Raw genomic sequence first — 24,637 nt, 5'->3', positions numbered from 1 at the left:
TTCGGTACTTTACCCTATTAATATTGAAGGACCTACTTGAACCAAGAGGTGAAGTTGACAAACTGGCTGGCAAAACGAGGCCATTTATTTTTTTTCTCGCCAGTTTGCAACTTACCTCAGACGTTATGCCTATAAAGATAATGGACAACAGCATAGTTAAAACGACCATAAACGATGCAAAGTTCAAGAGCGGAATTTTGGTCCAAGTTGTTTCGGCTTTTTTCTTCATCTTAGGGCTTGGTTATCGGATCAACACTGTTAATTGGAGAATTGAAAATAAAATATATGACCCGACACCCAATTTGGATGTTTTAAGAATCATCATACAAGTGCCATCATTTACCTTCGTTGTAGGATTGGGCACTTGCTGGTGGGTTTTTTTAAAGGTTCGATCAGATAAGCATATAACCAACTTCAACGGCAGTACGAAATATATGATATTATTTGAACGATTTGCCACGATATTAAATATTCTTTTACTTACATACTACAGCTTTTTCTTTTTCGTATTATGGGTTGACTCTAATTTATCAAGACCTCTGAAGGAAGCGTATTACAATTGGGAAATAAACAATAAAATTATTGAATCAATGATATCCACTTTTGGTGTAACTTTTTTTATTTTAAGTAGGCTATTATTGCGGTTGGAAATTTTCGAATTAATGAAATTATTGTTGCCAATATTGATTATAATATTTTCAACGATAATATTTATTCAATATGTTAAAGCTAAATTTACCCCCAAAGGGATTCTGTTAAATATAACAAATTTAACTTTTGCATTTGTATTCTATTACATTGGGGCATTACTTTCCTGTACAGATTTTTAGTTATAGAATGATAGAATAACAAGGCATAACAAAACCATGCACTTGACTCGCAGGGGCGGGTTGCTTTTTCAGTATCCTAGTTCAGTGTTAACGTGGCTTTGTTGTAGTTACAGTTCCCTGCTCGCAAGTGACGGTGGACGTTCGGCTTGTTTACAGAAAGAGCGTGAAGTGATGATGATACGGTTGATTAGCGCATACATCGCTCTCATAGTAACGTTCAGTTCAGTTGCTATGGCAGCAGAGATTTATGCTGGCGAACCTTTTGGAGAAGCACTATTAGGCCTTTCTCGTTCTGGAATTTTGATTTCACACGAACTGTCTTTAGGAGCCCCTCTTGAGCGAACAGATGTCTTTAAATTGCGAGACGGTCGCCTTGTGGCTATTACTTCGCGTGCAAATGAGATGGGACAACCATACTCGATTACGGAACTCCGTGCCACTTCTTCGCCAAGCGATAAATTAAGCAAGGACCTTCCTCCTCTCAATTCGGTTCCATTACCAGAGCGACGATGATAGGGCATTGAAAAATAATAGATAGTGCCGAACCAGGCACCCAAAAAAATGGACAGATAGGGCGGGCGCCGTTGGTAAAACAAGGGAGATGAAAATATGACAACCAAAGAAAAATTGAAAGAGATCATTGAAGAACAGCCCGAGGACGCAACCTATGAGGAAATTGTCCGGGAACTGGCGTTCGCTGGAATGGTTGATCGCGGACTCAAAGACGCTCGTCATGGACGCTTGATTTCAAACGAAGAAATGGGGAAGCGAATTCGGCGATGGCAGAAATAAGATGGACTGAAGAGGCCGCAGCCTGGCTGGAAGACATCTATAGATACATCGCCGAAGACAACCCGGAGGCCGCAAAGCATGTGGCAGACGGGATATACCGGAAAACGCAGATGCTGGCGGAGTTTCCAGAGATAGGATATCACTACCGTTCAGAAGAAGAAGGCGATATCCGCGTTCTACTCTACGGCCATTACCGTATAGTGTATTTATTTCGATCTCCGGATGTGGTTGAAATTCTGGGAATCTTCCACGGCGCGCTGGATATAAGACGGTACTTATAAATAAAAAGCCAAAATCTGCTAGTCTTTTTTGAAATCGAATAATGTCGCGCCCAAAAGCATCTCCGGCTTTTGATTGAGACGAACTTTAATGTTAGGGACCTCGGACCGGACATGTAAAAGTCCTTTGTGAGCGAACGTTGATCATTTTGGGGAGAAAGGGTTCAATGCCCTTGGCGTTAAAAATTTCTCGCTGTTTGAGGGCGAAGCCCGAGTTCGAGAAATTTAGCCAAGGGCATTGAACCCGCCCAACATGATCAGGTGAGCGAACAAAGCGGCTTTTTACAGGTCAACGAACAAACAACTCTCGGCAAAGATGGCCTTCTTTTTACAAGCGATATGAGGACTGAGGAGAATCTGATGATAGAGGTGACGATTCCCGGATATAAGACCCTGCGGCTGAACCACCTGGTCATGGATTACAACGGCACTCTGGCTTGCGACGGCCACCTGATCGGCGGCGTTCGGGAAGCACTGGAAGCGTTGCATGGCCGCCTGGAAATTCATATCATCACCGCTGACACTTTCGGCCGGGCTCGGGCGCAACTGGAGGGAGTGCCGGCGGCGCTCTCCATCCTGTCGGAGGCCAACCAGGATCAGGGCAAGCTGGACTATATCCGCAAACTGGGCGTGGAGTCGGTGGTAGCCATCGGCAACGGCCGCAATGACAAGCTGATGCTGGAAGCGGCGGAACTGGGCATCGCCCTGATCCAGGAAGAGGGCGCCTGCGTGGAAACCGTCATGGCCGCGGACATGGTCTGCCCGGACATCCTCTCGGCCCTGTCCCTGCTGACCCATACCGGACGCCTGATCGCCGGGCTGCGGCGGTGACATTGGCGGTTCCCGACGGATTACCTTATGCAATGGTCGAAGAAGGTTGATGGCTCCGTGACGGTTGACCGGTTTTCATGCCGGAGAGCCGCTTTTCTGGTCCTGCTGGTGGCGGCCATGGCCGCCTCTTTACTGTGGCCGGGGGATCATTTCTGGGGCAGGCCGGGTTCGTGGCAGATAATTTTCTGGAACTATCCGGAGCAGATCGAAACCATCCGGACCGCCCTTCAGGCCAACCAGTATCATGAACCGGCCGCCCACGGCGTCAGGGGATCGATCCCGGTCGTGTATCATCCCTTTCATGTCTGGATCTATCAACTGCTGCTTTTGCTGACGCCCGACCTGACGGCTATTGTTCTGATCAAGCAGTTGATCACGCTGGTGCTGTGCCTGGCCGGGCTTCGATATCTTTCGCGGGTAATGTCCTTTCCGTTTTATCCGGCGCTGCTGGTCCTGTTCTCCCCGTTCTGCCATGCCTACAGCCGTCAGCTCAGCGACGATCCCTGGCTGATTCCGCTATGTCTTCTGGCCTTTTGCTGCTATACCCGGTTTTACGAAAAGCGGCGGGGGTTGACGGCGGCGGCCGGGCTCCTGGTTCTGGTGCTGATGTTTTTCATCCATCCCCGGGGCCTGGTGGCGGGCGCCGCTTTTCTGCTCATGTTTTTTATCGATGAACGCGGCTGGATCAAACAGCACGCCCTGATTACAGCGGTTTTACTGGCCGGGGCGCTGGCCCTGACGCTGCCGGCCATCGCGGATCTCTACGGTCAGATTCACCTGCCGGGGGAACCGGCGCAATCGACTGTACCCGGGCCGGTTCCCCCCGGCTCAATTGAGTTCTGGTTGAATACGCTGTTTCCGCTGATATCCGGCGGTCTGTTTTTCAGCTATGATTTCCTTTTGCTTTTTACCGATGGGGTTATCGGTTCCGGATGGCTGCCGCCGTTTCTGGTACGGGCACTGGCGCTGATTTCCATGGCCGGCTTCGCGCTGATCGCCTGGGGCCTGGTGATGACCGCTGGACGGCTGATAAGGAAAGCGGGAAAAAAAGAATCCTTCGGGCTGGAAGACCATCTGGGATTCGTCTCTCTGCTGATGATCATCCTGTACCTTGCTCAGGTGGTCCTGTTCCTGCTGCTCAAAAAGTTTGTCCCGCCGGATTATCATACAGGCGTGTGGTTCGCTTATTTCTATTTTCTATGGCTGGCCATCAGCGATATCCACCGGACGCAAAAGTTACGGGCGGCTGTTTATGCTTATATCGGGATCATGGCGGTGCTGTGGCTCAACATGATTTTTGCCATCCATGTTTCCGGCGAATACAACCTGGGGGAAGCGATCCGGCTGTCAAAGGCCCTGGCCCGCCATTCCCCGGAAAGCGATATCATTATGCCGGTTGATTTCACGGACAAGACCGGCCGGGAGCTGAAAACACTGGAGGGGAATGCCGGCCGGGCGATGTTGGGCTTTTATTACCGGCCGTATATCCGGGAGACCCTGGGGTTTATCGATAAAATGCGGAGCCACCGGAGCAATCTGCTGAGCTACTCTTTGTATCCGTTGACGTTGCATTACCGGCAGATAACCGGCACGCCTGTTTTGCCGTCGCAAACCCTGATTATAAACTGGAGCCGGGAATCGGAACGCAAACGACTGGTGCTGGTGGAGGATCCGGAAGCGGTGCGTCGCGAATTGCAAGGGTCGGAAATCAATGGGCTGGAGTTCTATTCAAATCCAATTCGCGGCACACCGGATTGACGGATAATGGACTGTTTGTGTCAATGCTTTCCGGTCATTGGTGGTCATTTGGCCGGGGCGAGGTAGTCGATATACCCCCTGATGGAGTTTCTGATAAAATACAATTCCCGTTGTCTGGCCGGCTCTGTCGCGAAGGCCAGTCCTTTCAGCAGGGGGTCGGCCTGCGTCACCCGGTCGACGCAATTTTCAATGAGGGTGTCGCCTTCGGCTTTTCCGATTTCCCCGGCAATCAATTCCTTCCAGAAGAAGAGCTGTTCCCGGTGTTTTTTGAGCCGGGCCACGGCCCCGGGTCTCACGGCCGTGTGGCCGTAGCAGATGGTTTCCGGGCTTTCCCCGACCAGCAGATCAATGCTGGCGGCCGAGGTCTCCAGCCGGAATTTGGGCGGCGTGGCCGGCCGAAGATAATCAACGGTGTCATGGAAATCGATGCAGACGCCGCCGGCTTCTCCGGCAAAGACAATGCCGTCGGCGGTGATGAAGCTGACATGGTGCGGCGCGTGGCCGGGCGTCAGGACCGGCCGGATCGATCCGGTGGAAAACTCCTGCGCGCTCATCAGCCGGTCTTCCGGGACCGGCCTGATGGGGCCATAGGCACGGCCGGTATCGCCCAGGGTCTTGACGGTGCCCTGCCAGAGTTTTTCCGGGTCGATCAGGTGAGGCCGGGCCATGTCGTGACAGACCACCGGCGCTCCCGGAAAGGCCGCGGCAATTTCACCGATACCACCGGCATGATCGATATGGATATGGGTCAGCAGGATAAAATCAGGCCGGGTCAGGCCGATTTCCTTAAGGGCTGCCACCAGTTCGCCGGCGGTGGACGACGGCCCGGTCTCCACGATAAAGGTTTCCGGCCCCCGGTACACCCAGGCGCAGATGAAATCGTCAAACCCGGCGATGGGCGGTGTCAACAGAATCTGGGTCAGCCGGTCCGACCATGTTATGATGCGATAACTCATTGTCAGCGTCCTCATGCGGTGCGTTGTCTGTTTTGCGGTTACTTATCATAACGGTTCTGGTATAGTCAATTATCATGCCGGCGGGGTTGCTGTTGGGATCATGACCGGAGGAATGGCCCATGGGCGGTGATGACAGCATCGCGGATATTCTGAAACGGATTTACGGCCCACTGGTCGGGACGGAAGCCCTGGTCAGGATCATGCCGATGCTTGACGCCTCCCCGATGAAGAAGCGGGGCCAGGCCGGTTTTTTTTCAAACAGCGACGCCGTGCTGATCACCTACGGCGACAGCCTGAATCATCCCGGAGAATATCCCCTGGCCACCCTGGACCGTTTCGCGCGTGAATATTTACGACCGGCCTTTTCCGCCATCCATGTCCTTCCCTTTTTCCCGTACTCCTCGGATGACGGGTTTTCCGTGACCGATTTTTTTGCCGTGAACCCGAAGCTGGGCGGATGGGACGATATCGGCCGCCTGGGCCGTAACTTTGAGCTGATGGCCGACCTGGTCGTCAATCACATTTCCTCACAGAGCGACTGGTTCCGGCGTTATCTGGATCGGAAACCGGGGTTTGAGGATCTGGCCCTGGAGGCCGACCCCGGACAGGATCTGTCCGGTGTCATCCGGCCGCGGACAACGCCCCTGCTGACCCCGTACCGGAAAACAGACGGCCGCACCGTTCATGTCTGGACCACCTTTTCCGATGACCAGATCGACCTGAACTACAGGAGCCCGGGCGTTCTGGAAAAGATGATCGATGTCCTGCTGTTTTATGTTCGTCAGGGCGTGTCGCTGATCCGTCTGGACGCCATTGCTTATCTCTGGAAAGAAATCGGAACCTCCTGCATCCACCTGCCCCAAACCCACGATATGGTCCGGCTGTTCCGGGCCGTTCTGGACCGGGTCGCTCCGGACACGGTCATTGTTACGGAGACCAACGTGCCGCACGCGGAAAACATCGCCTATTTCGGCAACGGCCGGGACGAAGCCCAGATGGTTTATAACTTCACCCTGCCGCCACTGCTGCTGCACGCTTTTGTCCGCCGGGATGCAACCATGCTGACCCGCTGGGCAAGGGAACTGACGTTGCCTTCGGATCAGACGGCCTTCTTCAACTTCACCGCCTCCCACGACGGGATCGGCGTCCGGCCCCTGGAAGGGATTCTGCCGGAGACGGAGATCGCCGCCCTGGTCGGTCATGTCCGGGCCGGCGGCGGATATGTCTCCTGCCGGAGGAGTGCCGATGGTTCCGAAGCGCCCTATGAACTGAACATTACCTATGTCGATGCTTTGAACGGCCCGGATGATGGCGATGCCGTCCGCGCCGCCCGTTTCCTGGCGTCTCAAGCCGTCGGACTGGTTCTGCCGGGAGTCCCCGGTGTTTACATCCACAGCCTGCTGGGTTCCCGGAACTGGCATGAGGGGGGCGGCTTGACCGGACGGGCCAGGACCGTTAACCGCCGCCCCCTTGCCGCTGATGAAGTGCTCCGGGAAATTTTAACGCCGGGAACCCTGCGTCACCGAATCTTCCACCCTTATGTTCGCATGCTGGCAATAAGACGGCAACAGCCGGCCTTTCACCCCAATGCCGGGTTTGAAGTTCTTGATCTTTCTCCCCGATGTTTTGCCGTCAGGCGCTTTTGCGAAGATCAGAACCTTCTGGCGCTCACCAGCGTTTCGGGAGAAGGCATGTCTCTGGACTTGTCCGGCCTCGGCTCACCTGTCTTCAGGGATTTGATCACCGGAACCATTTTCGACTCCGGGAACATCCGGCTGCCGCCTTTCGGGTTCTTGTGGCTGGCATGAAAAGGCCATAGTTTTTTTATTGCAAATTGTGTGGATCTGTGCAAGTTTGGGCCTTTGAAAATCAGGCGGCGCAGGGCCGTGCTGCTTGAGATCACTTGATTTTACTGCGATTGCCTGGGTGGTGGAACTGGTAGACACAAGGGACTTAAAATCCCTCGGTCCTTGAGGCTGTGCGGGTTCAATTCCCGCCCCAGGCACCAGAGAAATCATCCGCCCCCGCCGTTGTCCGCATGATATAGAGAACGCATGACTTCAGATAAAGCCTTTGCCATCACGTCCTTTGAAGACCGGTTGAGCCGTTTTTTTGCCGGGCGCCCGGGGCTATGCCGGTATCTGGGCAACCTGGAATCAAAATTTTTCCGGGACGAAATCGAAGATTTGTCCGTCGACCGGCCGGTTTATGTCACCGGCCTGACCCGGTCCGGAAGCACCATCCTCCTGGAACTCCTGGCCGCTCATGAACAGACGGCCGCTCATCAATACCGGGATTATCCCCTGGTATGCATCCCCCTGTGGTGGAACCGGTTTGTCGATCTGGCGGGCGGCGGCAGGGGTGAGCCGGTCGAGCGCTTTCACCGGGACGGCATCCGGGTCACTCCGCGCAGCCCCGAAGCCATGGAGGAAATCCTGTGGATGATGTTTTTCCCGGACTGCCACGCGTCTTCCCGGTCTCAGGTGATGGACGGCCGGACGCGGTATCCGGCTTTTGAAAGCTTTTACCGGGATCAGATCCGTAAAATACTCTATCTGCGAAGGGGCAGCCGGTACCTGGCCAAGGCCAATTATCACGTGACCCGGCTGGCCTATCTGAAGACGATTTTTCCGGACGCCCGGTTCGTTATCCCGGTCCGGAGCCCGGTCGCCCAGGCGGCTTCCCTGTCGCGGCAGCACCGCCTTTTCTGTGAAGCCGAAGCGCGGGACCCGCGGGTGTTGAATTACATGCGGATTGCCGGTCATTTCGAGTTCGGCCTTGACCGCCGGCCCGTCAACACCGGATGCGGCAAGACGGCGGATCGGATCATGGACCTGTGGAACAGCGGGCAGGAGGCCCGGGGACTGGGCCTGCTGTGGGCTTCCGTTTACCGGTATGTGGGCGGCCTGCTCGCTGCGGACGACGCCCTGCGGGCCGCGTCCATCGTTGTCGACCATGATGATTTCTGCCGTTTCCCGGAAAAGATTTTGGCGAAAATTTATGATCATTGCGGGCTGACGGTTGATCTGGAATTTCTTAGGCAAAAGGCGAAAACAATTTTTCCGCCCCGGGAGGACAGGCCGTTTCCCTTTACCCGGGAGGAGCAGGCCGCTATTGAGGCGGAGGCCGGTGAGGCTTACGCGGCCATGCGGCGATTTACGGGCTGATGCCGGCCGGGTTTCGGGTCAGTTCCCTCAAGGCTTTTGCAATCCTTTCCGTCAGCGGGTGATGCTCTCCGAATTCGTCCGTCAGCAGTCGCAACGCTTCTGTCATATAATGCTCCGCCTGCAACATATCCCCCCGCTCGGCGCAAAGTACGGCCATATTGTTGTAAATGCCGGCCGCGCTGATCGTTCTCTGTCCCGGGGCTTTCAGGCTGTCCGGCAGCGCTTCAAGCGCTTTTCGGTAATCGGCCATGGCGCCGTCCATGTCTCCCGCGCGTTTTTTCATGGTGCCCAGGTTGTTGTAGACCGCCGCAATCCCGGGATGAGGCGGAGCCAGCAGCGACAATGCCTGCCGGTAGTGAACAATGGCCTGGCCCGTGTTTCCCGTTACCCGGTATATCTCCGCCAAATTGTAGTGATGGACGGCCGTCATGGGGTGATCGTCACCCCAGCGTTTCCGGCTCTGCTCCAGGGCGGTGTTCAAGTAGTCAATGGCCTGGAGTGGATGTTGTCCGTTTCGTCCCAGGGTCAGCCCCAGGTGACTGAAGGCGCGGGCATTGCCGGGAGATTTGCGGGCGCAGTCCAGCCACAAGCCCGTACCGCTTCCCCAGACGGCGTTTCTCTGGAAGGTCCAGGCACCGAGCACGACCGTCATCGCGAGCATTACCAGAATCGTTGACCGTCTGTCGCCAAGCAAACGATACAGGCCGGCGGTAAAAGCGATGACCGGGAAGAGGGCGGGCAGGTAGAGGCGGTGTTCATAGATGACTTCCAGCCCTGGTGAAGCGGTTTCCATGGCCAGGTTACCCAGAAACCATAGAACGGCATAGGAGAACAGCCGGTGTCTCCGGGCCGAGTAAACGGCGGCCGCCGCCAGGCTGATAAGGGCCAGTACCGCCAGGGCCGTGACCGGTTCCGACAACGACCGGGATAAGGGGAAATCATAATCAAGATTGAGCCGGACCGGGTGAGGGAAGGCGATCAGTGAGAGTAAATAGATGGCCGCCGCCGGCGCGGTCATGAAGCGCTGGACCGAAGTAAAGACCTTATCTTCACCGGCGAAGAGGATGCGGCTGGACGCGTCTCCGCGCAGATAGACCATGCCCGTGATGATGACCATCGCCAGGAGCAGGACGATCCATGGGGCATGACGCCTGACCCAGCGGCCGGAAAGGTTCTGGAAAAAATACCACTCGTAAAGCAGCAGAAACAGCGGCATAAGCACCGCGATCTCTTTTGAGGTCAGTCCGGCCATGAGAGAGATGCCGCAGGCGACAAACCAGGGCGCTGACGACCCTTTCCGATCGGGGTGCCTCATCCGGCTGGTTCGTGCCCGGATGTAGCAGAAAAGGGACAGCAGGCTGAAAAAGGCCGCCAGGGAGGCGGCCCGCTGGATAATATAGGTGACGGATTGGATCAGGACTGGACCGGTCACCCATAAGAGCGCCGCGCCGAGAGGCAGAAAGCGGCCGGTGATGCGGCTCAGGGCCGTAGTCTCCCGGGTGACCAGCCAGACCAGGATGGCCGTCAGGATGTGGATCAGGAGGTTGACGGCATGGTATCCGGCAACCCGGTCCTGATGGAAAAACCAGTTCAGCGCCAGGGTGGCGTAGGTGACGGGACGGTTGGAGGCGTACCGGAAGACACGGATGATTTCATCAGCCGTCAGGCCGGAGACCTTAACGTACGGGTTTTCAACGATATTCGAGATGTCGTCAAAGACAAAGGGGGCGTCAAAGGTGTTGGCATAGGCCAGGAGACCGGCGGCAGCGATGACGACCGGCGCCAACCAGGCACGCGGAAGTCCCGGTTTTCTGTCTGTGGAAGCGGTTGTCATGGCCTTTTCCCGTCCGGCCCGGTATTTTTTTTAGAACGTTAAGGGGTAGTCCTCCGGTTTCCGCCAGATGACCGGTTGATGTCCATACTTTTGCGTAGAAACAGTATGAATGCAAAACTTTTTTCACGATCGGCCGCAAAAATGACTGTCGCCCCGGCAGGAAATTTTTTTTCTTGCGCGGGGCGACGATGATTTGTGATGGTCGGTAAGGTCGCCGGATCAGAACTCGACGTAGGATTCGATCCGCTTCTTGATATCCTCGACCACATGCGGGTTGTCGATGGTGATTTTAATGGCGTTGTTCGGGCAGAAGTTGACGCACCGGCCGCAACCGCGGCAGTGGTTGTCGTGCACGGCCCGGCCGTTGACGATGGATATGGCCCCGAAGCCGCAGGCTTCCAGGCATTTGCCGCAACCGACGCAGGCGTCGGTCACTTCCACGCGGACGCCTTCGATCGGCGGCATGATGCCGTCCAGGTAGTCGCCGGGAATATGCTTGAAGGCCGTCATCATGCAGCAGCAGGGACAGCAGAAACAAACGCTGAGCAGTTGGCTTTTGTCGGGCGTCAGGAAGATGAAGTTATCCACCCGCACCTTGCCGGTCATGGGGATCAGTCCGGCGTCGATGGCCCGGTTGACATGGTCATGGGCCTGCTGCCGGGTCACCCGGCGGCTGACGCCATGGGGGATCTTCAGGGCGCTGTTGCCCATGAACAGGCAGCCGACATCGTGGGTGTAGTGCTGGCAGTTGCGGGCCAGGCGGCAGCCGCAGTTGTCCATGATGACGTGGATGGTGGCCTTGTCGATGAAATCATGCAGGGCCTGGACCGGCAGGGCCTGGTTGGAAACCTCGCCCAGGGTCTTGTTGACCGGCAGATAGCTCATGCTGTTCTTATCCGGGTTCATCCAGGGGATCAGTCGCCGGATGCCGGGAACCTTGCCGAGCCGGAAGATTTGCAGCACGGCCATGGTTGGCCGGGTCCGCGGCCCGCTTTTGAATATCCAGGACAGGGTGGCCTGGATGGGATTATCCTTGGCATCCCGCTTCTTGGCCTTGATATAATCCTGGAAAGCCTCGGCTGATGAATAACGCGGCTGCCAGCCGGTGGCTTGCTTGAATTTGGTACTCAAACCGAAAATGGTGTAACGGCTTACGCTGACCCAGCCGCCGCTGGCCGGGAACAGTCTCAGTTTAAAGGCAATGTTGGCGATCACTTTCAGGACAGCCGCGGGCAGGGGGATGACGATGGCGCCGGCCTGTTTAAAACACCAGCGGGTCGTCACGGCGTCGTCGGCGGTGACGTTGTAAATGCCGGGGACGTCCCGGTTGTAAACCAGGTAGAGGGCTTCGCCCAGATCCTGCTCATGGATGAACTGGTTATGGGAAATATTGCCCGAGGGCAGCGCGGTCACCTTCATGGACCAGAGTTTTGAAAACATGTTGTTGATTTTCGGCCCCACCAGCAGCCCGGCCCGGACAATGGTCAGGGTGATGTCGGGGTGGCCCTTGAAAAAGTCGGCCACGAAATTTTCCACTTCCACCTTGCTGGTGTTGTAATAGTTGTCGTCGTTTCTGGCCAGGGGCGAATCTTCGGTGAAGCCGATGGGGTTGTCCCGGTGCGAGCCATAAACTGTCATACTGCTGGTATAGATAACCTTGCGGATATTGTTGTTGACGCAGGCCTGAAAAACGTTTTTGCTGCCGTTGATATTAATATCCCGGGTTTTCTGCTTGTCCTGGATTTCGGCGACCACAAAAGCCAGATGGAAGAGCACGTCGACGCCCTGGAGCAGAGAGGAGATGGTCGCGTCGCGGGTATCGACACGGTGGAATTCGACTTTTTTAAAGCCGCCTTTCCAGGGGGTGACATCGATGCCGATGATTTTATCGACGTCCGGATCAGCCTGGAGTTTTGGCAGCAGCGTTGACGCGAAATAGCTGTTGACGCCGGTGATAGCGACTGTTTTGCCCATGTTTTTCTCTCCCTGTTCGTCGGTCCGGTGAAAGCCGGGGCCAGGTTAAAATGTGATGATTCCCAAAAAGATCAAAAGGCGCTCACAAAAACTTTTTTACGAGAGCATCAATGCTCGTTGGTTGCTTTTATCCTATTTGGACTTAATGGTCAAGAAAAATATTTTACAGTTTTCCCTCATAATAACTAATTTATATGAGAATGCGTCAAGTTTATTGGTGTATAGTTTATCAATAGTTAAGCGCCGGCTTGATCCGTGCGTAAAAGCGAGATAGGGTAAAATGAGGTTATATCTTGCGGAGACATTTCCATGAAAGTCGTGCTGGTCCGGCCCAATGCCGGACTCAAATCCACCTATCTGCCCCTGGGCCTGGGCTATATCGCCGGCGCCGCCCGGTCGGCCGGCCACGACGTGACCATCCTGGACGCCCGGCTGGAACGGCTGCCCGTGACGCGGACGGTAAGACGGATTCTGGATGAACGGCCGGACGTTATCGGCCTCACGGCCCTTTATGCCAGGGCTGAAAAGGAGGCGGCCCTGGATGTGGCCGGCGTCTATAAACGGGAAGGCGGTAAGGCCCCCGTTGTCCTGGGCGGCGCCCTGGTTTCCAGCCTGGGAAGAGAGATGGTGGCCACCGGCCTGATCGATCTGGCCGTGGCCGGCGAAGGCGAGGCGGGTTTTACCGGTTACCTGAAGGCCCTGGAAGCGGGCCAGGCCCCGGACCGGATTCCGGGTGTAATTTTCAGCCGGGACGGCGTCGTTCAGGCTGTTCCGCGCGACGGGTTCATCGAAGACATCAATCAATTGAACGTGGCCTGGGATCTGCTGCGGCCGGAACGATACTTCTCTTTTCCCGGCCGTTCCGGTCAGAGTGTCATCAAGAAGTCCCATCGCTGCCTCCCCCTGTTTACCAGCCGGGGATGTCCCTTTGGCTGCATCTACTGCCATAATGTCTTCGGCCGGAAGTTCCGCGCCCGGTCCCCCGAATCGGTGGTGCGGGAAATGGCCATGCTCAAGGACACTTACGGTGTCCGGGAAATCGAGATCGAAGACGACTGTTTTAATGCCGATCCGGACCGGGCCAAGGCCATCGCCCGGCGCATGATAGACGAGAAGCTGGACCTGGCCCTTTCCTTTCCCACGGGACTGAGGGCCGACCGCATGGACCGGGAACTGATCGACCTGTTGAAACAGGCCGGGACCTACCGCATCATTTACGCCGTGGAGACGGCCGTGCCCAGGCTCCAGCGGCTGATCCGCAAGAACCTCGATTTCCAGAGGACCGATGAAATGATCGCCTATACCGCCGACCGGGGCATTATGACCGGCGGGTTTTTCATGCAGGGGTTTCCCACGGAAACCGAGACGGAGATGCGGCGGACGGTCGATTATGCCCTGGGTTCAAAACTTCACCAGGCATTTTTCTTTTATGTCAATCCTTTCCCGGGAACGGAACTGGCGGAACGCTTTCCTGTCAAAGAGGCCCAAAATGACGGTAACGGGCATATGCGCTATTCGGTGTTGCGGGTCAATCTCTCGGAAGTGCCGTCCGCCACCCTGTGGAAAATCAACAAATCCGCCTACCGCCGTTTCCATTTTTCGATCCGGAGAATGTGGCGGACCTTGCGGGTGGCGCCTAAAAACCTCCGCACCCTCTGGGCGGTGCTCGTCACGCTGGCCCTGAGTTTCCGTGACCTGGAGGATTTCTGATGCCGCAAAGTACACGGGCGCAGTCCGGCCAGGGGATGCCGTGTTTCTTCCGCCGCCTCTCAGGATTCTTTGCCGCCGGCGGATTCTCTTTGGCTTAAATCACTCTATCGTACGGCAGTTGTCAATCATGGCGTTTCCATGTAAGCTTGCCAAATCCATGATACGAACCCGAGCCGGAGGCATGATGAAGCGCATACGTCATGACGATCTGAACGATCTTTGCACCAAAGCCGGGCAACTGCCCAGGAAACGGACCACCTCCATGTGCACGGCCAGGCTGCGGACCCGGTCCAGCGCCTGTTCGTATGGGCCGACAGGACATATTATTTCAGGCGCGCCGGGCGTGGCGGCTTTTTACGAGCGGCTGGTTCATTTGCAGGCGGGAGATTGTCTCTAAAGGGGATAATGGCAATGGAAACGAAGTTTTTCGACAATATCGGGACCTGCGTGGATCACGTTTTTGAGGTCTGCGGTAAAAAAGTGGTGCTGGGCCTGCCCCTGGCCCTGGGCAAACCCCAGGCCTTTGTCAATGAAGTCTACCGCCGGGCCAAGGCCGATCCCTCCATTCAACTGATCATCGCCACCGCCCTGTCCCTGGAAAAACCGGCCGCCTCCGGCGAGCTGGAGCGTCGGATTCTGGGGCCCATGGCGGACCGGATCTGGGCCGGGGTGCCGGACCTGGACTACATGACCGACCTGCGTAAAAACGCCCTGCCGCCCAACGTTGTCCTCAAGGAGTTTTATTTTAAAGCCGGCGCTCTGCTCCATCACCCGCCGTCGCAGCAGAACCACTGCAGTTCCAACTACACCCATGTTGTCCGGGATATGGTCACCGAACTGCTGGATGAAAAACCGGACTGGGCCCTGGTTTACTGCCAAGGCGTGGCCAGGCGGGAGCTGGACGGCCGGGTCTGTTACAGCGAGAGCTGCAATGCCGACCTGGGGCCGGACCTGAAACGCTGGTTTCCCCGGCTCGGCCGGAAAAACATCCCTCATCTGCGCATCGCCGTGGTGAACAACCAGCTGCCGTTCATGTACGGCGAAGCCGTCAACCCGGCCGGTACCTATGATGCCATCATCGACAATCCCGAATATGAAACGCCCCTGTTCAGCGTTCCCAGCCGGCCGGTGTCCGTGCCCGACCACGCCATCGGGCTCAATGTCAGCACCCTGATCCGGGACGGCGGCACCCTGCAGGTGGGCATCGGTTCCCTGGGGGACGCGATTGCCGCCAGCCTGCTGCTGCGCCACCGCCAGCCGCGGCTATACCGGGAGATTGTTGACGGGATGAGAATCGCCGAAAACTATCAGCCCCTCGTCGATCGTATCGGCGGCCTGGATCCCTTTGAACAGGGGCTTTACGGCGCCACGGAAATGCTGGTAGACACGTTTATCGATCTTTACCGGGGCGGTATTCTCCGGCGTCAGGTATACGCCGATCCTTTTATCCAGAAAGCCGTCAACGACGGGTTGCTCCAAGAGGCCATCACCCCGGATGCGGCCCGGAACGTCCTGGAGGCGATTGCCGGGGTCCAGCCGGTCATGACCGCGCGGCAGTTTGACCGCCTCCGGGAGTGCGGATTCTTCAAACCCGGGCTGCGCTATGCCGATGACCGGATCATGGACGACAACGATACTTTTTCCGCTGACCTGCGGGACGAAGAGGCGAAAAGCCGCATTCTGGCCGAATGCGTCGGCGACCGGCTGCGGAACGGGATCGTGGCCCACGGCTGTTTTTTTATCGGGCCGAAACGTTTTTATGACGCCCTGCGGGGCATGAGCGAGGAAGCACGCCGGCAGTTTTCCATGACCGGGGTGTCGTATGTGAATCAGCTTTACGGCGACCAGGAGCTCAAGGAACTTCAGCGCCGGGACGCCCGCTTTGTCAACGCCGCCATGATGATCACCCTGGCGGGCAATATCGTTTCCGACGCCCTGGCCGACGGCCGGGTCATCAGCGGGGTCGGCGGTCAGTACAATTTTGTCGCCATGGCCCACGCCCTGGAAGGGGCCCGCCTGATCATGATGATCAAGAGTGTGCGCGAAGGGGGCCGCCGCGTAGCTTCCAATATCGTCTTCAACTACGGCTATGCCACTATTCCCCGGCACCTCAGGGACATCGTCGTGACGGAATACGGCATTGCCGACCTGCGCGGCAAGATGGACCGGGATGTGGCCATGGCCCTGATCCAGATCGCCGACTCCCGTTTCCAGGACGGCCTTCTGGCCAGGGCCCGGAAAGCCGGCAAGATTCCCGTGTCATACCGCATTCCCGACCGTTTTCGGAACAACTATCCCGAGGCCCTGGCCGACAAGCTGGCGCCGTACCGGAAGCAGGGGCTGTTTGCCGCCTTCCCGGGCGGCACGGAACTGACCGCGGAGGAGGTCGCGCTCGGCGGCGCCCTGCGCCGGTTCAGGCAGAAAGCCGGACGGAATCCCCTGGCTGTCGCCGCGGTCGTGGCCGGGCGGATGTTTTCGCCCGCTCCCCCGGCGGCCGATCCCTATCTGCAACGGATGCGCCTGGACCATCCGGTGGACTTGAAGGAGCGGCTGCTGCGCGGGATCGTTCTGGCGGCACTGGCGGCTGACGGAAAGATCTGAAAGAGGGTCTGCCGGTCAATTTTTTACCATGTAAATCACGCCGGCGCAGTCCGGGCAGGGGATGCGATTGTCACCCCGGGAACCGTCCCAGGCCATTTTTTCACCGGCCGCGGCCAGGAGCAGGTAAGGATAGGCTGCGTGGAATGAGGCCGGGCAGAGAAAGTCAGAATTGTTCAGATTGACGGCGCAGACGGCGCCGATTTTCATGGGGCACTCGCCAGCGGCTTTCGACGCGGCGACCCTGATCTCGAGCCTGTAATCGAGCCGTTCACGGGGATGGCCGAGGAAACGGGACAGGGCGTATAAACCGTCGACCAGGCGTCCGGCCGTCCGGTTGCGCCGGCCCTGCATTTTCTTGATTTCAACGGTCATTTTCCCGCCATTTTCCCCGTCATTTCTCCCGGGGTGCTGAATCGCAAGAAGCGGGTCCGAACCGGCGTCAACCATGGCGGCCAGAACATCCGGATAGACATGCTGGAAAACGTGGGGGCAGCAGTTGTCCGGCAGAAGGCGCCGTGAATCGTGAGGCGTTTTCCCGTGATGAAACCGGCAGGGAGAGATGATCTCCGCCGGTGTTATCGAGCCGGCATGGCCCTGGTCAAAAAGCGTCATGGCGGTTTTCAGGGGCAGGTCCGTCAGGGACCGGAGAAGGACTTCCGGAAACTGGCGGGAATATGCCAGCGGCTGACGACCGTTCTCACTGTCCAGAAAGACCTGCTGGCCGGGCGAGTGGCGGTAAAGGCAGTCGCCGCCGCCATGCAGAATACGGACGGAGACGGCGCCGCCCGTCCATGGCCCGATTCCGGCAATGACAGGGACACGCGGGTTGGGACACCTCACCACCACTTCGTTGACAAAGCGGCCGTTATTTTTTTTCAGGCGGTAATTCGTTATGATTGCCGGGCTGCGGGTTTCCGGGTTTCGGGCTCGTTTTACCCAGGAAAACCAGCCGCCGTTGGCAATGGTGTAGATATAGGGGGCGATGGTGTAATACAGATAGGGGCAGAGACTATCCGGTTTAAGCCCGTTGATCCGTCCGAACCCGGGACTGTCCGTCAGTCGTGACAGGTAGGCACTCATGGGCTCTCCACCGGCTTCTTTATTCCATCCGCGGCCGGTCGGAAGGGCTCCGTGGAGAACAGGGCAAAGACCGGCAGATGATCGGAATATCCCCGGCCCAGGTGTTTGCCCCGGCCCCTGTCGGTCCGCTGCCACCGGTAAATGTTTTGCCGACCGTCAAACAGGAAGCCGGGATCGAATTTGTCAAAGGAGTTATCGACATAATCGATGCCGTTGCCGTCATAAAGGGCCCGGGGCAGGATGAGGCTGTCCGGGGTGTTTTTCCGGTCGAAATAGAGATAAGACCAGCGCCTGTCCGGAGACAGTTCCAGCCACAGATTATAGCGCCTGCCGGTCGCCGCCGGGTTCAGATCGGTTTCGGTTACCAGACAATTGTTCACGATGGTCCCCAGAACATGATTGATGCCGGTGACGCCGCCGGTGTCGTTCAGGGAAGGCTCGACGGGGAGGGTAACAAACTCATCGTAGTTGGCGTTGAAATCCCCGGCGATAATGTAATCCGTTCCGGGGCCGAGCCGGTCGACGGCATTTCTCAGGGCGCGGGCGTAAGCCAGGCGCAGACTTTCCGGGCCCTGTTTGGACTTCCAGTGATTGATGAACAGCACCAGGGGTCGCTGCCCGCACCGGGCCGTCACCTGGAGAATGGATCTCATGCCCTTACCCGGTGACAATTCCTGCCGGTCGATGATCGGACGGGAGGAAATGACGGCGCATTTGACGGCCGTTTTATTCTGGTCAGCAATGGCGGAATATGGGTAGGGGATACCGTTGTCTTGAAGGTGATTCAATAGCAGGTCCAGCGCCCGCCGCGACTCGACTTCCTGGAGGCAGACGATATCGGCTTTCAGCGCCGTGAGGACCCGGGCAATGTTGGCGGCCTTGGTGTCTGCCATGTCCCGGTTCCAGCCGTAAGGCCCGGCCGGATCGTATTCCGGATACTCGTTCCCATCGTCAACGGCGTCGAAAAGGTTGCCGACATTGTACGTGGCGATTTTTATCGTTTCAGCCCCGGCCGTCACGGATAAGACGAACAGGCAGAAGATCGCGGGTGCCCATTTGATAACGCTTTTTTTCCATAATGACGGCTTCATAAAACGAGTTTCAGCACTGTTGGGTTGAGTTGTTGATTTGTTGAGGCGTTTAGAAGGACTTTGACCGGCCATGACAAAATGATCGCAGGAAATGTTGAAACGATGTTTTCCCTAAACTTCTAAACGACTCAACGATTAAACCCCTTGCCCCCTCAACGACTAAACGGCTCAACTCCTCAACTGCTTAAACCTCGCCCCCTGTGCCTTGTACCCTTCACCTTACACCCTAAACCCTGCACCTTGCACCTTCCTTAAACCAGCGGCTCCTTCATGATCATATCCACCGCCTGGCTGGCGGCCAGGGCCTGTTTCGGGAAGACCTGTTTCAGGGTGGCGATATGCCGCAGGTTATCGGCCGTGCGGAAAACCAGGTTGGCCAGGTCGCCTTCTTCGATGCCCGCCTCCCGGACCACCACTTCCCAGGGGACTCCGGTGGACCATTTATACATGGTGATGGCCGGAGCAAAGTGCAGTTCCGAGGGTGCGAAACCCCTCCGGTTCATGTGCTTGATAAACGGCGCCAGCCGGTGCCGGACGCGGGAAAAGGCGGAACGCAATTTTTTGGGAACGCCTTCCGGTCGCCGCTCAGGATCGTCCGTCTGCCGCTCATTGACAAACGAGGCGATGATGGCCGCCAGCAGGCCCGGATCGGACTCGGGGAAAAGGCCCAGGCGGAAGCCCTCGGCAATCATCAGGGGCTGATCCACCCGGAGCTGGGAGGCCCAGCGGCCGTCTTCGGTCAGCGCCCCGGATTCCTCGGCGTAACCGGTTTCCTTGAGGAAATCCACCTGGTCAAGGAGGCTCTCCCATAAATCCGCCTCTGCTTCCTGCCCGTTCTGGTGAGCCTGTTGATGCTGGAAGCGGGCGAAAGACTGGCGCAGCAGTATCTGGATCTGATCCAGGGACAGCGCCAGCAGCAGGTTCAATACCATGGAGAAGTTGATCCGGATCTGGCTGTTGATGCTGGAGGGCAGGGAGTTGACCAGCTTGGCGATGTGCTTTAAGTCCATGAACCGTCCCGGGATCATCAGGGCAAACCCGATGTTGTCCTTGCCCCGGCGGCCGGCCCGGCCGGTCATCTGGTGAAACTCGATGGAAGTCAGGGGCATGAAGTCTTTACCGTTGAACCGGTCGGAGTTGAAGACCACCACCGTTCGCGCCGGAAAATTGACTCCGGCGGCCACGGTGGAAGTGGCGAACACGGCATCCAGCAGGCCGCCGTCCATGAACTGCTCCACGGTTTTTTTCCATACCGGCAGATGGCCGCTGTGGTGGGCCGCCACGGCCTTTTCCCGGATGTAGTGTAGCTGCTTGTGGCCGGCCAGGTAGGGGTTGCGGGTGATGACATCACTCACGGTTTCGTCCAGGAGTTGGCGGCGGTCGGGATCCTGATCCAAGCCCTCCCGGTCGCACGACTCCAGGGCCTTGTCGCAGTCGGCCCGGGATTTCATGAAAAAAATCGCCGGCAGCAGGTTGTACCGCCGCAGGACCCGCAGGATTTCATCCATGGGGGGCAGGCTGTAGCCATAGCGCGGGGATTTGTCGGGCGCGCCGGAATGAACGGAGCGCAAGGTTTTTTTATACATCTCTTGACGCCCTGATTTCTCGGCTTCGGCCATGAGCGGGAAAATCGTGCCCGAGGGATGCAGAAAGAGCGGATACAGTCGAACCGGGCGCTTTGTCTCCCGGATCACCCGGCAGGGTTTGTCCCGGATGGAGGTCAGCCAGGCGGCGATTTCATCGGGGTTGCCGATGGTGGCGGAAAGCATCAACAGGGGGATCCGCCGGGGCAGGTAGATCATGGTTTCTTCCCAGACCACGCCGCGCTCCGTATCGCCCAGAAAATGGGCTTCGTCCAGGATGACCATGTCGGTGTCCAGGTCTTCGCCGGTGTGCATGGAGTCGTAGAGCTGATTGCGCAGTATTTCCGTGGTGCCGATGATGATGGGCGCATCGGCGTTTTCTTTTCTGTCTCCGGTCAGAATGCCGGTGTTGGCCTCGCCGAACAGGCGGGAAAAAGATTCGAAAATAGAGTTGCTGAGGGCCTTGAGAGGAGAGGCGTACCAGGTTTTTTTCCCCTCGGACAACAGGCGGGTGATGACCTGCTCCGCGATCCAGGTTTTCCCCGCGCCGGTGGGCGCGGTAACGATGCAGTCGGTTTCCCTGACGGCAGCGATGGCGTCCAGTTGAAACGGATCGGGAATCCACTTCGCGCTTTCCGGAACGCCGATCATGGAAAAGATTCTTTTCAGCTTGGGATCGCTGCCGGGTTTTAAACGCGGCTTTTTCCCTTTCTTTCTGGCGGCGGCCCGGTGGTGAGTGGGCGCGGTTCGGGAATCGCCGTCGGGTTTGTCGGAATATTTTCGTCTTCTCATCAAGTCGGGGATGCCTGTCCAGGTTGCATCAGGAGGTTTACAATCCCCCTGATCTTGTCCTTGAGCCGGGTGTCCGTGTCATAGGGTGAAATCCCTTTGAGGTCCGCCTCAATCAGGGTGTTGTCATAGTCCAGAAAACCGGCGATATCAAAACCCGGCAGCCGCTCCCGCAGGAACGCCTCGTCCGATTGATTGCGGATTTTGTTGCCGACCACGGACAGGCGGTTTAAGCGGATGTCACCGGCCAGTTTTTTGATATGAAAGGCGGTTTCGATGCTGCGTTGCCCGGGTTCGACCACGATGATCAGGCGGTTGACGGCCATGGCCGTGGCCCGCCCCAGGTGCTCCAGACCGGCTTCCATGTCCATGACCACCACTTCGTCCCGCTGCAGGGTGATGTAGGTGACCAGGGCCTTGAGCAGGGTGCTTTCCGGGCAGATGCAGCCCCCGCCGCCGCCCTTGACCCCGCCCAGTTTCATCATTTTGATGTTGCCGAGCCTGGCGGACAGGGTGTCGGGCAGATCGTCCACTCTGGGGTTGAGCTTGAAGAAACCGCCGATGGATCCGGGCTGTGATTCCGTCCGTTCCGCGATCAGCTCTTTCATGTCGGCAATGGGGACAATTTTGTCCGCGTCCTTGATGCCCAGAGCCGCGGCCAGGTTGGCGTCTGGATCGGCGTCAATGGCCAGCACTTTTTTGTTGTCATCGTTCAGGGCGCGAATCAGGAGCGCGGCCACCGTTGTCTTGCCCACGCCGCCCTTGCCGCTGATGGCGATTTTCATTTGCTCATGCTCCTTGTGACCGATTTGTTCACGATGTGTTTGTTTAAAATCAAGATATACATTGGCGGGTGTTTTATATCAAGGGGATAAACGGGGTGTAAGGTTCAAGGTTTAAGGTGTAAGGTGTAAGGTACAGGGCATACCTTGCACCCCCCTGTACCTTGAACCTTACACCTTAAACCGTTTTTTATCTTATCATTCCCGGCAGAAACAGCGCGATTTGCGGGAAGAAGACAATCAGCAGGGTTGCCGTGATCATGGCCAGCAGAAAGGGAAAGGCGCCGCGGAAAATCGTCTCCAGGGGCACGTCTCTGGCCACGCCCTTGACCACGTAAACATTGATGCCCACCGGCGGGGTGATGACCCCCATCTGGGTGACCAGCACGATAATGACACCGAACCAGACGGGGTCCAGGCCGAATCGGACAATCACCGGATAGAAAATGGGCACCGTCAGCATGATCAGGGCCAGGGAGTCGATAAAACATCCGCCGATCAGGTAGACCCCGATGATCAGCAGGACGATCACCGCCGGCGGCAGGGAAAACCCGGACACCCAGTTGGCGATGTCAAAGGGAATACGGGAGACGGCTAAAAAATGGCCGAAGATCGTGGCCCCGGCCACAATAACCAGGATCATGCAGCTGATCCGGGTGGTTTCAAACAGCGAGGCCACCAGCCCGCCCCAGGTCAGGTTTTTCCGGATCACGGCCAGCACGATGGTGCCAAAGGCGCCGATGGCCCCGGCTTCGGTGGGGGTAAAAATACCGGCAAAAAGGCCGCCCATGACCAGGATAAAAATCAGGGCGGTTTCGAAGATGCCGGCCAGTGAGACGATTTTCTCTTTAAATGTTGTCTTTGGGCCGGGGGGACCCAGGTCCGGCTGAATCGCGGCCCAGATCAGAATCGCGGCGATAAACAGGACGGTCAGCAGCAGGCCCGGCAGAATGCCGGCGATGAACAACTCGCCGATGGACTGTTCCGTGAGAATGCCGTACACGATGAAAATAACGCTGGGCGGAATCAGAATGCCCAGGCTGCCGCCGGCGGCCACGGCCCCGGTGGCCAGGGAAAGCCGGTAATGGTAACGCCGCATTTCCGGCAGGGTGGCCGCGGCCATGGTGGCGGCGGTGGCGTTGGTGGAGCCGCAGATGGCCGAGAAGGCCGCGCAGGCGCCGATGGTGGCAATGGCCAGGCCGCCGGGCAGATGGCCGATGTTCTTGTAGGCGGCGTCGAAAAGCCGGGAACTGATGCCGGCGTGAAAAGCCACCTGTCCCATCAGCACGAACAGGGGGATCACCGTCAAATCATAGGACCCGAAGACGGCGAACATGTCCTTGACCACCAGGTTCAGCCCGGCGTCAAAGGAGACGATGGCGCCGAATCCCGCGAACCCGATCATGGCCATGAGAAATCCGATGGGCATGCGGGAGAAGATCAGCGTAAACAGAGCGATGATGCCGATGATACCGATCCAGGTAGGGCTCATTTCTCCTCCCCGGCCAGGGACTGCCCGCAATCGGCCAGCAGGACGCAGCAGAGCAGCACGCATCCGGCGGCGACGCCCAGCACAAAGGGATAGACGGGCAGCTTCAGGGTGGGGGATACTTCGCCGGCTGCCTTCAGGCTGATGGCGTAGACCCCGCTTTCCCAGGCCACGACGGCGAAGAAGACCGCGGCGATGAGGCTGTTGACGGCGTGAATCCGGCGTTGCGCCGTTGCGGAAAAGCGCGAGACCAGAAAATCCACGGCGATATGGCCTTTCTGAACGGAGGTGAACCCCAGGGACAGGGATATGGTCAGCGCCCCCAGCAGGCCCACCACGTCATAGGTGCCCGGGACGGGGCACCGGAAAAAACGGAGGGTCACGTCCGTCACGGTCACCAGCATCATGGCCACGATGGCGGCCGCGGCCAGCCAGTTGGCCTTGTCGGCCAACCGGTTGACCCCGTTTTTATATTGTTTAAGATAAGACATGATGGTTACCAAATTAAGGTTTGCTGAAACCGGCGATCAGTTCCTTGAGCCGGGCCACGGCGCCGGCGGCGTCAACGCCCTTTGCCCCGGCTTCGGCAATGTAACCGGCGATCACCGGTTCGATCGCTTTGATCCAGCGCTCGTTCTCCGCCTGGGGAAGGGCGACGATCTCGTTTTTCAGCTCCAGGGTATAAGCCCGTCCTTCCACATCCACGTCATCCCACACTTTACCATGGACCTGGACCCATTCATCGCTGACATCGGTAAACACTTTCTTGACATCTTCGGGAAGCTGGTTCCATTTGTCCTTGTTCATGACCACGAACATGGCGGTGGTATAGCCGATGTCCCGGCAGTCCACGGTGGACTTGATGACCTCGGCCTGGCGCCACCCTTTCAGCGTTTCAATGGGGGCAAAGGTTCCCTCCACCACGCCCTTCTGCAGGGCTTCGTAGGTGGCGCCCTGGGACATGGCCACGGGAACGCCGCCGAGGGCTTCCACCACCTTGGCGCTTAATCCCGTGGAACGGATTTTGAGCCCTTTCATTTCTTCTAAAGCGGCGACTTTTTTCTTGGTGTGCAGCAGGCCCGGGCCATGGGC

At 57.4% G+C, this 24,637-nt stretch carries 20 protein-coding genes and 1 tRNA gene; 11 read left to right on the top strand and 10 right to left on the bottom strand.

The window, feature by feature from the left end:
- From AB1724_19880 to AB1724_19860, 5 genes are all read left to right on the top strand, one after another.
- A partial coding sequence (locus AB1724_19880; GenBank protein ID MEW6080077.1) for a hypothetical protein occupies positions 1–830 on the top strand: 830 nt, incomplete at its 5' end.
- Between the two features lie 609 nt (positions 831–1,439).
- Positions 1,440–1,622: a hypothetical protein gene (locus tag AB1724_19875; GenBank protein ID MEW6080076.1), complete on the top strand. Its 183-nt coding sequence runs from the start codon at positions 1,440–1,442 to the stop codon at positions 1,620–1,622.
- Complete coding sequence (locus AB1724_19870; protein MEW6080075.1) at positions 1,610–1,903, top strand: type II toxin-antitoxin system RelE/ParE family toxin; 294 nt, start codon at positions 1,610–1,612, stop codon at positions 1,901–1,903. Before AB1724_19875 ends, AB1724_19870 begins: the two co-directional genes overlap by 13 nt.
- Before the next feature lie 357 nt (positions 1,904–2,260).
- Positions 2,261–2,731 carry an ATPase P gene (locus tag AB1724_19865; protein MEW6080074.1) on the top strand — a complete coding sequence of 157 codons (471 nt, stop codon included), beginning with the start codon at positions 2,261–2,263 and terminating at the stop codon, positions 2,729–2,731.
- Positions 2,732–2,758: 27 nt separating this feature from the next.
- Positions 2,759–4,489, top strand: coding sequence for a hypothetical protein (locus AB1724_19860; protein MEW6080073.1), 1,731 nt, complete (start codon positions 2,759–2,761; stop codon positions 4,487–4,489).
- Positions 4,490–4,533: 44 nt separating this feature from the next.
- Here AB1724_19860 and AB1724_19855 read toward each other — a convergent pair whose 3' ends face one another.
- The gene (locus AB1724_19855) at positions 4,534–5,445 is read right to left on the bottom strand and encodes an MBL fold metallo-hydrolase (protein MEW6080072.1); all 912 of its coding nucleotides are present in this window, start codon (positions 5,443–5,445) and stop codon (positions 4,534–4,536) included.
- Between the two features lie 119 nt (positions 5,446–5,564).
- Here AB1724_19855 and AB1724_19850 point away from each other — a divergent pair, with 119 nt between their 5' ends.
- The 3 genes from AB1724_19850 to AB1724_19840 all read left to right on the top strand — a co-directional run bounded on the left by AB1724_19850 (position 5,565) and on the right by AB1724_19840 (position 8,612).
- The gene (locus AB1724_19850; protein MEW6080071.1) at positions 5,565–7,253 is read left to right on the top strand and encodes an alpha-amylase family glycosyl hydrolase; all 1,689 of its coding nucleotides are present in this window, start codon (positions 5,565–5,567) and stop codon (positions 7,251–7,253) included.
- Between the two features lie 112 nt (positions 7,254–7,365).
- A tRNA-Leu gene (locus tag AB1724_19845) sits at positions 7,366–7,453 on the top strand.
- A 46-nt stretch (positions 7,454–7,499) separates the two neighbouring features.
- Positions 7,500–8,612 (top strand): sulfotransferase, encoded by a 1,113-nt coding sequence (locus AB1724_19840; GenBank protein MEW6080070.1) that lies wholly within the window; start codon positions 7,500–7,502, stop codon positions 8,610–8,612.
- Here AB1724_19840 and AB1724_19835 read toward each other — a convergent pair.
- A complete protein-coding gene (locus AB1724_19835) occupies positions 8,602–10,446 on the bottom strand; it encodes a tetratricopeptide repeat protein (GenBank protein MEW6080069.1) in 1,845 nt (614 codons plus the stop codon). The genes AB1724_19840 and AB1724_19835 overlap by 11 nt on opposite strands.
- A gap of 219 nt (positions 10,447–10,665) precedes the next feature.
- Positions 10,666–12,420, bottom strand: a complete 1,755-nt coding sequence (locus AB1724_19830) for an NAD-dependent epimerase/dehydratase family protein (protein MEW6080068.1) — start codon at positions 12,418–12,420, stop codon at positions 10,666–10,668.
- Between the two features lie 309 nt (positions 12,421–12,729).
- Here AB1724_19830 and AB1724_19825 point away from each other — a divergent pair, with 309 nt between their 5' ends.
- The 3 genes from AB1724_19825 to AB1724_19815 all read left to right on the top strand — a co-directional run bounded on the left by AB1724_19825 (position 12,730) and on the right by AB1724_19815 (position 16,731).
- Complete coding sequence (locus AB1724_19825; GenBank protein MEW6080067.1) at positions 12,730–14,130, top strand: radical SAM protein; 1,401 nt, start codon at positions 12,730–12,732, stop codon at positions 14,128–14,130.
- A gap of 184 nt (positions 14,131–14,314) precedes the next feature.
- Positions 14,315–14,527 carry a hypothetical protein gene (locus tag AB1724_19820; protein MEW6080066.1) on the top strand — a complete coding sequence of 71 codons (213 nt, stop codon included), beginning with the start codon at positions 14,315–14,317 and terminating at the stop codon, positions 14,525–14,527.
- A gap of 14 nt (positions 14,528–14,541) precedes the next feature.
- Positions 14,542–16,731, top strand: a complete 2,190-nt coding sequence (locus tag AB1724_19815; protein ID MEW6080065.1) for an acetyl-CoA hydrolase/transferase C-terminal domain-containing protein — start codon at positions 14,542–14,544, stop codon at positions 16,729–16,731.
- Between the two features lie 15 nt (positions 16,732–16,746).
- Here the strand turns inward: AB1724_19815 and AB1724_19810 are convergent, their stop codons facing one another.
- From AB1724_19810 to dctP, 7 genes are all read right to left on the bottom strand, one after another.
- Positions 16,747–17,811: a hypothetical protein gene (locus tag AB1724_19810; GenBank protein ID MEW6080064.1), complete on the bottom strand. Its 1,065-nt coding sequence runs from the start codon at positions 17,809–17,811 to the stop codon at positions 16,747–16,749.
- A complete protein-coding gene (locus AB1724_19805; GenBank protein MEW6080063.1) occupies positions 17,808–18,902 on the bottom strand; it encodes an endonuclease/exonuclease/phosphatase family protein in 1,095 nt (364 codons plus the stop codon). Before AB1724_19805 ends, AB1724_19810 begins: the two co-directional genes overlap by 4 nt.
- 251 nt (positions 18,903–19,153) lie before the next feature.
- Positions 19,154–21,277 carry a DEAD/DEAH box helicase gene (locus tag AB1724_19800; GenBank protein ID MEW6080062.1) on the bottom strand — a complete coding sequence of 708 codons (2,124 nt, stop codon included), beginning with the start codon at positions 21,275–21,277 and terminating at the stop codon, positions 19,154–19,156.
- Positions 21,277–22,059: an AAA family ATPase gene (locus tag AB1724_19795; GenBank protein MEW6080061.1), complete on the bottom strand. Its 783-nt coding sequence runs from the start codon at positions 22,057–22,059 to the stop codon at positions 21,277–21,279. Before AB1724_19795 ends, AB1724_19800 begins: the two co-directional genes overlap by 1 nt.
- A gap of 187 nt (positions 22,060–22,246) precedes the next feature.
- Positions 22,247–23,548, bottom strand: coding sequence for a TRAP transporter large permease (locus tag AB1724_19790; GenBank protein ID MEW6080060.1), 1,302 nt, complete (start codon positions 23,546–23,548; stop codon positions 22,247–22,249).
- Positions 23,545–24,036, bottom strand: coding sequence for a TRAP transporter small permease (locus AB1724_19785; protein MEW6080059.1), 492 nt, complete (start codon positions 24,034–24,036; stop codon positions 23,545–23,547). Before AB1724_19785 ends, AB1724_19790 begins: the two co-directional genes overlap by 4 nt.
- Before the next feature lie 13 nt (positions 24,037–24,049).
- On the bottom strand, positions 24,050–24,637 hold a 588-nt coding region (dctP, locus tag AB1724_19780), incomplete at its 5' end, for a TRAP transporter substrate-binding protein DctP (GenBank protein ID MEW6080058.1).

Source organism: Thermodesulfobacteriota bacterium (assembly GCA_040753795.1).
Lineage (GTDB): Bacteria > Desulfobacterota > Desulfobacteria > Desulfobacterales > Desulfosudaceae > JBFMDX01.
The sequence above is the reverse complement of the archived record's forward strand: the minus strand, read 5'-3'. Positions and strand labels throughout refer to the sequence as shown.